The 11,503-nt window shown below is 70.2% G+C and carries 12 protein-coding genes; 4 read left to right on the top strand and 8 right to left on the bottom strand.

All coding sequences use genetic code 11. The features are described from left to right. From rsmA to VNJ47_07065, 4 genes are all read right to left on the bottom strand, one after another. Positions 1–578, bottom strand: a 578-nt coding sequence (gene rsmA, locus VNJ47_07080) for a 16S rRNA (adenine(1518)-N(6)/adenine(1519)-N(6))-dimethyltransferase RsmA (GenBank protein HXG28593.1), incomplete at its 3' end; no start/stop codon positions are given. A gap of 4 nt (positions 579–582) precedes the next feature. Then, complete coding sequence (gene pdxA, locus VNJ47_07075) at positions 583–1,584, bottom strand: 4-hydroxythreonine-4-phosphate dehydrogenase PdxA (protein HXG28592.1); 1,002 nt, start codon at positions 1,582–1,584, stop codon at positions 583–585. Between the two features lie 25 nt (positions 1,585–1,609). Next, complete coding sequence (locus tag VNJ47_07070) at positions 1,610–2,911, bottom strand: peptidylprolyl isomerase (GenBank protein HXG28591.1); 1,302 nt, start codon at positions 2,909–2,911, stop codon at positions 1,610–1,612. A gap of 19 nt (positions 2,912–2,930) precedes the next feature. Further along, positions 2,931–5,141, bottom strand: coding sequence for an LPS-assembly protein LptD (locus VNJ47_07065; GenBank protein ID HXG28590.1), 2,211 nt, complete (start codon positions 5,139–5,141; stop codon positions 2,931–2,933). A 189-nt stretch (positions 5,142–5,330) separates the two neighbouring features. Here VNJ47_07065 and VNJ47_07060 point away from each other — a divergent pair, with 189 nt between their 5' ends. The 4 genes from VNJ47_07060 (at position 5,331) to VNJ47_07045 (ending at position 8,395) form a co-directional block, all read left to right on the top strand. After that, a complete protein-coding gene (locus VNJ47_07060) occupies positions 5,331–6,338 on the top strand; it encodes a phosphotransferase (protein ID HXG28589.1) in 1,008 nt (335 codons plus the stop codon). Continuing rightward, on the top strand, positions 6,335–7,009 hold the full coding sequence (locus VNJ47_07055; GenBank protein ID HXG28588.1) for a nucleotidyltransferase family protein: 675 nt from the start codon (positions 6,335–6,337) through the stop codon (positions 7,007–7,009). Before VNJ47_07060 ends, VNJ47_07055 begins: the two co-directional genes overlap by 4 nt. A 76-nt stretch (positions 7,010–7,085) precedes the next feature. After that, positions 7,086–7,532, top strand: a complete 447-nt coding sequence (locus tag VNJ47_07050) for a hypothetical protein (protein HXG28587.1) — start codon at positions 7,086–7,088, stop codon at positions 7,530–7,532. Then, the gene (locus VNJ47_07045; GenBank protein HXG28586.1) at positions 7,532–8,395 is read left to right on the top strand and encodes an OmpA family protein; all 864 of its coding nucleotides are present in this window, start codon (positions 7,532–7,534) and stop codon (positions 8,393–8,395) included. Before VNJ47_07050 ends, VNJ47_07045 begins: the two co-directional genes overlap by 1 nt. A 17-nt stretch (positions 8,396–8,412) precedes the next feature. Here the strand turns inward: VNJ47_07045 and lipA are convergent, their stop codons facing one another. The 4 genes from lipA to VNJ47_07025 form a co-directional block, all read right to left on the bottom strand. After that, positions 8,413–9,390, bottom strand: coding sequence for a lipoyl synthase (gene lipA, locus VNJ47_07040; protein ID HXG28585.1), 978 nt, complete (start codon positions 9,388–9,390; stop codon positions 8,413–8,415). Between the two features lie 32 nt (positions 9,391–9,422). Continuing rightward, positions 9,423–10,181, bottom strand: a complete 759-nt coding sequence (locus VNJ47_07035) for a lysophospholipid acyltransferase family protein (protein ID HXG28584.1) — start codon at positions 10,179–10,181, stop codon at positions 9,423–9,425. Positions 10,182–10,206: 25 nt separating this feature from the next. Further along, positions 10,207–11,103, bottom strand: coding sequence for a GNAT family N-acyltransferase (locus VNJ47_07030; GenBank protein ID HXG28583.1), 897 nt, complete (start codon positions 11,101–11,103; stop codon positions 10,207–10,209). An 86-nt stretch (positions 11,104–11,189) separates the two neighbouring features. Then, on the bottom strand, positions 11,190–11,503 hold a 314-nt coding region (locus tag VNJ47_07025; GenBank protein ID HXG28582.1), incomplete at its 5' end, for a glucan biosynthesis glucosyltransferase H.

Here is an 11,503-nt window from a genome sequence, read left to right as displayed (position 1 = left end):
GGCGGCCGCGGCACCACGCGCACCACCGCCGATTCGATTTTGGGTGGCGGGCGGAAGGCGCCGCGCCCGACCGTGAACAGCGCCTCGACCGCGGCCTGCGCCGCGAGGCTGACCGACAGCCGGCCGTAGGCGGGCTCGCCGGGCTGAGCCACCATGCGCTCGACCACTTCCTTCTGCAGCATGAACAGCATGTCGGCGATGGCGTCGGCCTGCGCCAGCAGGTGGAACAGCAGCGGCGTGGAGATGTTGTAGGGCAGGTTGCCGACCAGGCGCAGCCGGCCGCCGGGCGGCGCGAGCGCGCGGAAATCGAAGCGCAGCGCATCGGCGGCATGCACGATCAGGCGGCCGTGTCCGGCGCAGGCAGCTTCAAGACGCGGAATCACGTCGCGGTCGAGCTCGACCACGTGCAGCTCGCCGGCCTGCTGCAGCAGCGGGACGGTGAGCGCGCCCAGCCCCGGGCCGATCTCGACCAGCGTCTGCCCGGGCTGCGGTGCCAGCGCCGCCAGGATCCGGTGGATCACGCCGGGATCGTGCAGGAAGTGCTGGCCGAAGCGCTTGCGCGGGATATGGTGCTGCAAGCGGCTAGCCCGCACGCTGGCGCGCGCACAATTCGATTGCGGCATCGAGGGCGCAGCGCAGGCTGGCGGGATCGGCGCGGCCGCTGCCGGCCAGCTCCAGCGCCGTGCCGTGGTCCACCGAGGTGCGCAGGATGGGCAGGCCCAGGGTGAGGTTCACGATACGCCCGAAGCCCATGTGCTTGAGCACCGGCAGGCCCTGGTCGTGGTACATGGCCAGCACCGCGTCCGCGCCGCGCAGCTGTGGCGGCGTGAAGAGGGTGTCGGCCGGCAGCGGGCCGTGCAGGTCCAGCCCTGCGGCGCGCAGCCGCGTCAGCACCGGCTCGATGACCTCGATTTCCTCGCGCCCGAGGTGGCCGCCTTCGCCGGCATGCGGGTTGAGGCCGGCGACCAGGATGCGCGGGCGGGACAGCCCGAAGCGCTCGCGCAGCCCCGCCGCCAGTACGCGCAGCACCCGCGACAACTTGTCCTGGCTGAGCGCCGCGGCCACCTCGCGCAGCGGCAGGTGGGTGGTGGCGAGCGCCACGCGCAGGCCCGGCGCGTACAGCAGCATCACCGGCTCGGGCGTCGCCGTGTGCTGCGCCAGGTATTCGGTGTGGCCGGTGAAGGCGATCCCGGCCTCGTTGATCACTCCCTTGTGCGCGGGGCCGGTGACCAGTGCGTCGCAGACGCGGTTCAGGCACAGGGCGAGCGCGGTATCCAGCGTGGCGATCACGTAAGGCGCGTTGCGCGGGTCCAGGCGTCCGGCGGTCACTGGCGCGGCCATCGGCACCGGCTGCACCGGCAGCCGGCCGGGCCGGTGCGCCTGCCGCGGTTGCGCGGGATCGAACTCGGTCACTTCGAGCGGCAGCTTCAGTTGCCGGGCGCGCTCGCGCAGCAGGCCGGGATCGGCGACCGCCACCAGCTCGGCAGGCCATGCGGCCTGGGCCAGCATCACGCACAGGTCCGGCCCGATGCCCGCGGGCTCCCCCGGGGTCAGGGCGAGGCGCGGCAGGAAGGGGTCGTGCATGCGGCCGCCGGCTGGGCGGACGGCGTCAGCCGCCGGCGGACGGGGCGAGGCGGTACTCGACGTAGGCCTCGTCGCGCAGGCGGCGCAGCCACAGGTCGTATTCCTCGCCGACCTTGCGCTGGAAGATGGCGGCGCGCGCACGGTCGCGCTTGCGACCCTCGCTGTCGTCGCGCGTGCGGCGCTCGATCAGCTGCACGATGTGCCAGCCGAATTGGGTAGGGAAAGGGCCGCGGATCTCGCCGGGCTGCATCGTCTCGAGCTGGGACTCGAACTCGCGCGTGAAGCTGCCCTTGGGTTGCCAGCCGAGGTCCCCGCCCCGGTTGGCGCTGCCGGGGTCGTTGGAATGCTTGCGTGCCAGCGCGGCGAAGTCGGCACCTGCGTCCAGCTCGCGCCGCAGGTTTTCGGCCGCGGCCCGGGTCGCGACGTCGTTGCGCACCGCGTTCGGCGTGAGCAGGATGTGGCGCGCATGGGTCTCGTCCACCATCTGCGCCCCGCCGGCGGGGCGGGTTTCGTTCAGGCGCACGATATGGAAGCCGCTCGGGCTGCTGAGCAGCGGGCTGACCTCGCCGGGTTTCAGGGAGGGCACCACGTTGGCGAACAGGCTGGGCAGGGCGGCGGCGTCGCGCCAGCCCAGATCGCCGCCGGATAGCGCCAGCTGGTCGTTGGAGTAGCGTGCCGCCAGCTGGGCGAAGTCCTCTCCGGCGCGCGCGCGCGCCAGCACTTCTTCGGCCTGTCGGCGCACGGCGCTGCGCTCCTCATCGCTGGCGCCTTCCTTCACGGCGACCAGGATATGGCTGAGGCGGTACTCCTTGCCCTCCTGCTGGCCGGCCTGGCTCTGCAGGAATAAATCGACGTCCTGCTCACTGACCACGACGCGGCTTTCCACTTCGCGCTGGCGCAGTTTGCTGATCAGAAGATCGGTGCGAAGCTGCTCGCGGAACTGGCCGAAGTCGATACCCTCGCGCGCCGCGGCCTCGGCGAACTCGTTGACGCTCATCTGGTTGCGCGCGGCGATGCCGGTCAGGGCCTGACGCAGCTCGTCCTCGCTGACCTGCAGGCCGGCATTCTTCGCGCGCTGCACCTGCAGGCGCTGCAGGATGAGGCGTTCGAGCACCTGGCGCTGCAGCACGTCGCGCGGCGGCAGCGGACGCCCCTGGCTGCGCAGTTGCAGCTCGACCTGACGCATGGCCTCGCTCAGCTCGCTGGCGAGCACCACTTCCTCGTCCACGACCACCACGATGCCGTCCAGGCTGGCCGCGCGCACGGGTGCCGGCGGCGCGCCGGCCAGGAGCAGCGCCAGCAGTAGCGTCCGCAGTCTCGGATTCATCGGGATCACTCGTAATCTTTCAATCAGCCACGTAACCGCGCACGTCGCGCTCGAGCAGGCTCTGGAAGTTGTCGCCCAGGCGGGCCAGCCCGGTGAGCTCCAGCTGCAGGTAGATACCATCGTTGTAGTTACCGGCGGTGTCCGAGATGTAGCGGCGGTAAGCCATGCGCAGCGCCCAACAGCAGCTTTGATACTCCAGGCCGGCCAGAGTTTCCACCTCCTGGTCGTCGCGCAGCGAATAGTTCCAGCGGCCGAGCGCGCGCCAGCGCGGGCTCAGCGGCCACAGGAAGGACAGGTCGGTCTGTTCCAGCAGGTCGCGGCGGAAGCGGTAACCGGCGTTGAGCACCGTGCCGCGGTCGGGACGGTACTGCATGCGCAGGCTGCCGCGGTCGAAGCGGCTGTCGTCGGGATCGTACTGCAGCGACAGGGTCGTGCTCAGGTCGCGCGCCCAGGCGATCTCGGTCGCCGCCACCACGTCCGAGCGGTCGAGGTCGGTGGGCACCGTGCCCGGCACCAGCACGTCGGTCTCGTCGAAGCGGTAGATCTGGCCAATTCCGGCCTTGACGCCAACCCTGCCGCTGGCCGGGTCGATCAGCTGCGAAGTGAGCGCCAATGTGGCCTGGTCGGCGTCGGCGATGCGGTCGATGCCGCTATAGCGGTTCTCGACGAACAACTGGCCGAACTCGAAGTCGGGTTCGCCGGTGTCGAAATCCGGAAAGTCGGTCTGGTCCCGGAACGGTACGCGCACGTAGAACAGGCGGGGTTCCAGGGTCTGGATCTGGCCGCGTCGGGTGTAACGCTCGAAGCGCAGGCCGGTGTCGAGCGTCAGGCTGGGCACGCTGCGCGTCAGGCTCTCGTCCAGCCCGGGCAGCCGGTTGTCGAGGTCGTAGCGGGTGTAACGGTAGGCGGCCTCGCTCTTGAGATACCAGGCCAGGTAGTCCAGGCTCAGGGCCAGGCTCGGACGCACGTCGATGCGGCTGCCTTCCTCGCCGACGCTGTGCACGAAGCGGACGAATTCGGTGCTGATGCCGGGCTGCACCGGCCAGGTCTCGGGGCTGCGCAGATCCAGCTGCAGCTGCGGTTGCAGGGCATGCGGCTCGTTGCCGCTGAACAGGGTACGGTCCAGGCTCTGGAAGTCCTGCATCAGGCCGCGGAAGGTCAGCCAGCCGCCGGCGGTCTGGTAGTGCAGACGTGCGTTGCGGTTGAGGTAGTTGCGCGCCGAGCTGCCGATGGTGTTGTCGAGATCCTCGAAGTATTCCTCGTCGCTGACGTTGGCGTAGTCCACGTGCAGCGCCCAGTTGCGGCTGAGCAGGGCGCGATGTCGCCACAGCGTGTAGTGCCGGGTATCGCCGCCCTCCTCGTCGTCGCTGGGCAGATACTCGGCCGCCAGTTCGCCCTCGCTGCCGCGGGTCAGGTAGCGGAAATCGCCGATCATCTGCAGGCCGCGCCGGGTCATGAGCCGCGGCGTGAGCGTGGCGTCCACGTTGGGCGCCAGGTTGAAATAGTAGGGCGCGGCGATGTCCAGCCCGGTCTCTTCGGAGCTGCCGATGCTCGGCACGAGGAAACCGCTCTTGCGCTCGTTGCCGGTCGGGAAGCTGAAGTAAGGGGAGTAGAAGATCGGCACGCCCTTGAAGCGGATCACCGTGTTGCGCGCCGTGCCGATGCCGGTGTTCTGGTTGATGCGCAGGCGATCGGCGCTCAGCAGCCAGTCGTCGTCGCCAGGGTTGCAGGTCGTGTAACTGACGCCTTCCAGTTCCATCACGCCATTGCGTGGGTTGCGCAGGCGCCGTGCCCCGCCGCGACCGCGACCGTCGGTGAGACTGAACTCGGCATCGCCGAATTCGCCTTCGCCGGAGTCCAGGTCCACCTGGCCGGTACGCGCCACCATACCGAGGTCGCCATCCTGTACGCGCACCGGCCCGCTGACGTCGATGTCGTTGCGCTGGCGGTCGTAGAACAGGCTGTCGGCTTCCAGCACGCGCCCGTTGTGCTCCAGGCGCACGTCGCCCTTCAGCGTGGAAACGCCCTGGTCGAGCAGTTCGATGCTGTCGGCGGTGATGCGCGGCGCGGCCCCCGGCGGCTGCGCCGGGTCGCCGGGCTCCACGACCGGCGGCTGTGTCGGACAGACCGGGGCCGCCATCCCGGAAACGGACGCGGCCAGCAGGATGCCGGCGAGCAGGACGCGGCCGCAGGACGCCGCCTTCACGGCGCGGACTGCAGTTGCGCGCACCCGGCCGGCTGCGCGTTAGGGCTTGATGTCGTTATCATGCACTGCTTATGTGCCCGGCAGGTTCATGAGGGGCCGGGCGGTGCGCTGATTATGCGAGTAGCCGCGGGTTTTCCGCAATCGGACCGCAGCACCGCCCGCACACGAGCGAGGACGACGGCATTGAGTACTCCGGATTCCATTGCGGCAGCCGTGACGGACGCCGACGACGCGCGGCTGGCGGCGCTGCGCCGCTGGCTGGCGGCGCTCGCGCGCTACACCGAATTCGAGCTGGAGCCGGCGTCCAGCGACGCCAGCTTCCGCCGTTACTTCCGGCTGCGGCATGCCGGCGGGACCGCGATCGTGATGGATGCGCCGCCGGCGCGCGAGGACTGCGGTCCGTTCCTGCACGTGGCCGCCCTGATGCATGCGGCGGGTCTGCACGTGCCCGAGATCCTCGCGCAGGACCGGTCGCAGGGTTTCCTGCTGCTGTCCGACCTTGGCACACAGACTTACTTGCAGGCCATGAACGACGCCAATGCCGACGCGTTGTTCGCAGATGCGATCGCTGCCCTGATCCGCTGGCAACAGGCCACGCGTGCCGGTGAGCTGCCGCCCTATGATGAGGCGCTGCTGCGCCGCGAGCTGGCGCTATTCCCCGAGTGGTATCTGGGTCGCCACCTCGGCATGGATCTGTCCCCCGCACAGCGTGAGGCGCTGACGGCTGCCGAGAGTCTGCTGGTGCGGCGTGCGCTGGCGCAGCCCAGGGTCTACGTGCACCGCGACTTCATGCCGCGCAACCTGATGATCTCGACGCCCAATCCGGGCGTGCTCGACTTCCAGGACGCGGTGCACGGACCGATCAGCTACGACGTGGTATCGCTGTTCAAGGATGCTTTCCTGAGCTGGCCGGCGCAGCGGGTCCGCGACTGGGCCCGCGGCTACTGGCAGGCCGCCCGCACAGCACGCCTGCCGGTCAGCGACGACTTCGGATCCTTCTGGGCCGACTTCGAGTGGATGGGCGTCCAGCGGCACCTCAAGGTGCTGGGTATCTTTGCGCGCATCAACTACCGCGACGGCAAACCGGGCTATCTGAAAGACACACCACGCTTCTTCGGCTACGTGCGCGAGGTCGCGGCGCGTCATGCCGACCTCAAGCCGCTGGCGCGTCTGTTCGACGATATCGAGGCCCACGCTCTGCGCCAGGGCATGGCGATATGAAAGCCATGATTCTTGCCGCCGGGCGCGGCGAGCGGATGCGCCCGCTGACCGACCGGCTACCCAAGCCATTGCTGCCGGTGTGCGGACGCGCACTGCTCGACTATCACCTGGAGGCGCTGGCGCGTGCCGGCTTCCGCGACGTGGTCATCAACATCGCCTATCGCGGGGTACAGGTCGTCGAGCACTGCCGGCGGCGCGACTACGGCCTGGCGCTGCATTTCTCGGACGAAGGCCCGACCGCGCTGGAGACCGGCGGCGGCATCCGACGCGCGCTGCCGTTGCTGGGCGGGGGTCCCTTCGCCGTCATCAATGGCGACATCCATACCGACTATCCGTTCACGCAGTTGCTGCATCGCGGGCAGGCCCTGCCGGCGGACCGGCTGGCGCACCTGGTGATGGTGCCGAACCCCCCGCACCGCCCGGACGGCGACTTCGGCCTGATGGACGGGCTGCTGCACGGCGAGGGTGGGCCGAAGCTGACCTTCAGCGGTATCGGGCTGTACCGTGCCGGCCTGTTCGCCGGCACCCAGGACGGCGCCTTTCCGCTGGCGCCGCTGTTGCGTGCGGCCATGCGCGAAGGACGCGTCAGCGGTGAACGCTATGAGGGTCGCTGGTGCGACGTCGGCACTCCCGAGCGCCTGGCGCAACTGGAAGCCGAGCTGGGCTGCTGAGCCGGCTCGCTGCGGGCTGGTCGGAACCGAGGCTTCCGGCTATCTTGTGTGCAGATTCTCACCGGCAGCCTGGTTCGTGAAGCCCAGATTTCCGTTCCGTCGTCTTGTCCTGTGTGCCGTGCTGGCCGGCGTGCTGGCGCCTGCGCAGGCCGAGGAGACGTTGATCCTGCCGCAGCCGGCGTTGTTGCGCGCGCAGAAGCTGCTGCGCCAGGCCGAGCTGGACGGCGCCGCAGCGATGCAGCCCGGTGCCGTACTGATAGTGCAGGAAAAGATCAATGCCGCCTGGTCCGCCTACCACCGGCAGGTGGAGGAGGAGGCCGACGATCCGGAGGATGACGAGGCCGTACTCGCACGGCAGCTGGCCGACGAGGCCGAGCTGGATGCCGAGCTGCTGCAGGTCAGCCTGCGCACACAGGCCGAGGAGGCGCGCCTGGACGGGTTGCGGGCCAGCCGCGGCCTGCCGCCCGCAGAGCGGTTGAACGTGCCGGCGCCGGCCGCGCCGCCGGCCGAGGTGCGCCGCTGATGCGCGGCGTTCTCGCCTGCCTGCCGGCGCTTCTGCTGGGCGGCTGTGTGCTGTGGGGGGCGGACCAGCGCGAGGAGGCACCGCAGGCGTCGTCGGCGCCTGCCGCCGCACGCCCACCGCCCGAGCGCACCGCACTGCTGCAGCGGCGGCGCGAGATACCGCCCAACCCCGAGCTCGAGCGCAGCCGCGCGCTGATCGAGCAGGCGGCCCGGGACCCCACCGTGAGTCAGCATTTCCAGGACGACCTGGCGCGCGCACGTGCCGCGCTCGACCAGGCAGTGATGATCTGGAACGAAGAGAAAGGCCGCCTGGACACCGATGACGAGGAATGGCTGCAGATGCGTCACCTCAACTACATGGCGCGTCAGCGCACCGCGCTGGCGGTCATGAAGGCACGCGGCCTCGACGCCCGGCGCGAGCTGGAGGCGCTGCAGTCCACGGCACCGCCACGGCGGCCGGAGGCCGCCGTGGCCGAGAGCGAGGCGACGCCGCCCGCAGTGCCGTTGGCGCTGCGTGCGCTGCAGCCGCGGCGCGAGACACGCGGTCTGGTGCTGACGCTGGGTGAACAGCACTTCGAGCCGGGCCAGGCACGGCTGATCAATAGCGACACGCTGCTGGACGCCGTTCTGCAATATCTGGTGGCCCACCCGGCCACGAGCCTGGCCTGCGAAGGCTACAGCGACGGCGCGGCTGCCCAGAAACTGTCGCAACAGCGCGCACGCGCGGTGCAGCAGGCGCTGCTCGAGCGCGGACTCGAATTGTCGCGGGTCACGGCCGTGGGCTATGGCAGCGCCGGGGGCGCCGGTGCACGCGTCGAGCTGGTGATCAGCGATACCCCGCCGCCGGATTTCGACGGCGACTGAAAGCGCAGCGGCGGTCCTCAGGCGGCGTCCGCTCCGCAGCCCGCCTCGTGGGCCTGCCGGTCGGCGTGATAGGACGAGCGCACCATCGGCCCGCTGGCCACGTGCCGGAAACCCATGGCCTCGCCCAGCACGCGCAGGCGCTCGAATTCGTCGGGATGCACGTAACGCGCCACCGGCAGGTGATGGCGACTCGGCTGCAGGTACTGGCCCAGCGTGAGCATGTCCACACCGTGCGCGCGCAGGTCGCGCATCACCTGCTCGATTTCCCCGAGTTCCTCGCCCAGCCCCAGCATCAGTCCGGACTTGGTCGGCACCTCGGGGTGCAGGGTCTTGAAGCGCTCGAGCAGGTCCAGTGACCAGTCGTAGTCCGAGCCCGGCCGTGCCTTGAGGTACAGCCGCGGCACGGTCTCGAGGTTATGGTTGAACACGTCCGGTGGGGTGTCCCGGAAGATCGCCAGCGCCGGGTCCATGCGCCCGCGGAAGTCCGGCACCAGCACCTCGATGCGGATGCCCGGGTTATGCGCGCGCGTCTCGCGGATACAGGCGGCGAAGTGCGCGGCGCCGCCGTCGCGCAGGTCGTCGCGGTCCACCGAGGTGATGACCACGTAGCGCAGCCGCATGTCGCGGATGGTGCGCGCGAGCCTGACCGGCTCCTCGGCGTCGAGCGGGTGGGGGCGGCCGTGCGCGACGTCGCAGAACGGGCAGCGCCGCGTGCAGATGTCGCCCATGATCATGAAGGTGGCGGTACCCTTGCCGAAGCACTCGCCGAGGTTGGGACAGGACGCCTCTTCGCAGACGGTGTGCAGGCCGTTGGCGCGCAGTGCCTGCTTGATGCGCGTCACCTCGGGCGACAGCGGCAGCCTGGCGCGGATCCAGTCGGGTTTTTTCAGCGGCGCGAGCGTCGGCTCGATCTTGATCGGGATACGCGCCAGCTTCTCCGCGCCGCGCTGTTTCGCGGTCGGAGCGGACTTGGGCGCCAGGATGGAGTCGGACATCGCAGCAGACCGGCTGGGGGTGGCGCTCAAGTTTACCCTGTGCGCGCCCGTGCCCGCCGTTCGCGGCCGGGCGGCAGCGCATGCCGGCCGGCATGGCCCGGGGCGCCGAGGGCGGCGCAAATGGCCTCGCGCGTTTCCTCCGCCAGGCGCCGCCGGTCCCGGCCTGCGGCGGGGATCGGTTGGCAATAGGTGATCTCGACCGTGAGCCGGGGGTTGGCCATTACGCCCAGCAGATGCTCGAGGAAGCTCACCGCATCGATGTAGGGTGCGACCGGATGCTGCTCATGCCGGTCGTCGTCGCGCGGCGGCGGATAATGGATGGCCACCGGCTGTACCGGGACGCCGTCGTCGATGGCGGCGGCGAACAGCCGGCTGTGGAACAGGTGCGGCAGGCGGTGCGCGGTCGTGGTGCCCTCCGGGAAAACGGCTATCGAATAGCCGTTGCGCAGGCGCTGGCGCAGCGCGGCATGGGTGTGTTGCGTCTGGTGTGCGCCGCGGCTGAGGTAGACGGTGCCGGTGCCGGTGGCGAACCAGCCGATCAGGGGCCATGTCGCCACCTCGGCCTTGGATACGAAGCCGCCGCCGAGGCGCGTGCCGAGTGCAGCGATGTCCAGCCAGGACACATGATTGGCGGCCAGCAAGGCCGGCCGCGCCGCCAGCCGACCGCGCTCCAGCACGTGTACGCCGATGGCGGGCAGAAACAGCCGGAACCAGACCGCCGCCGGCCACCAGCGCGGCACGCCCAGCAGCGCCAGGGGCGCCAGCAGCGGGCGCAACAGTACGGCAGCCAAGAGCAGTGCGGCGACGCAGCAGGACCTATACGCGATTCTCACCCGCGCGGACAGTGATCGGCGCGCTGCTCCGCTGGATGAAGTGCCGGGCATAACGGGGCGAGAGATCCTCGACCTGGACCAGCACCAGTATATCAGCGGTGCCGAACTGAGCGTCCCAGTAGGGCGGGCCGCAGACTTTGGCGCCCAGGCTCAGATAGGCCTTGAGCAAGGGCGGCAGCCGGGGGGACGGCTGCGACACGGTGCCGCAAAGCGTGGGCGCGGGAGCAGCCGCAGCGTCCGCATTGGCCGAGCGGGAAATCTCGCGCGCGCCTGTCCCGCGGACGCACGGCAGCGGCGGCACGGTGCGCGGCAGTCTGATACGGGGCTCGGCGCGCGCCTCGATCGGCGCCAGGTGTTTCTCCGTCAGCAGGCGGGCGATGGCATGGGCCCGTGCGCCGCCATCGCTCAGCTCGATGCTGGCGCAGCCGAACAGCCAGGCGAAGCCGCGTTCGCGCACGAACTCGGCCAGGCCGGCCCACAGCAGGGCGATGACTGCGCCATTGCGATAATCCGGGTGCACGCAGGTGCGGCCGACCTCCAGCTTGCGGCCCGGCAGCGCCAGGATGTTGCGCAGGTCGAATTCCTGCGCCGAATAGAAACCGCCGGCGGCCTGCGCCTGGGCGTCGGTGAGCAGCCGCGTGGAAGCGACCACCTCCCCGGTCTCGGTGTCGCGGACCAGCAGATGGTGGCAGAAGTGGTCCAGCCAGTCCCGGTCGATGCGCTGGCCACCGTCCCGGATCTGTGCGCCCATTTCCTCGGCGAATACGCGGTAGCGCAGGCGCTGGGTTTCCAGCACTTCCTCCGGGGTGTAGGCCAGACCGACCCGGAAACGGCTGGCCGCGGGGGCCGAACGGGTGATGTTTGCAACGACTGCGCTCATGGCTTTCCGTCCTCTTGCACGCTCGTTTGGCGCAAGAGACTAGGGGCCGGAAATGGAGCGTCGATGAAGGCCGGATGACGGTGTGGTTACGGCCTGGGCCAGGCCGGCGCCGCGGCCGGCACCTGCCAGAGCCGTTCGTGCAGCGCGCTCAGCAGATCCGGGTCGCTCAGCAACAGGTTGCGTTGGGCTTCGTTGAGAGCCTGCGGGCCCTCGGTCAGCGCCTGCTCCACCAGCCGCTGGCGCGCCTGGCGCAGGACGGGGGGCAGCTGGCGCGGCCGGCCCGCGGCGCAGACCAGGGCCTCGGTGACCGGATCCGTGACGGCGCGCGCGAAACCGCCGTCCAGCGCCGGCATGCGCCGCAGGGCGCTGCGGGTCCAGCGCAGCTCGCGCGGCGGGTTGG

This window comes from Nevskiales bacterium, from assembly GCA_035574475.1.
Taxonomy (GTDB): Bacteria; Pseudomonadota; Gammaproteobacteria; order Nevskiales; family DATLYR01; genus DATLYR01.
Note: the sequence above shows the minus strand (reverse complement) of the source record. Positions and strands in the feature narration are given on the sequence as shown.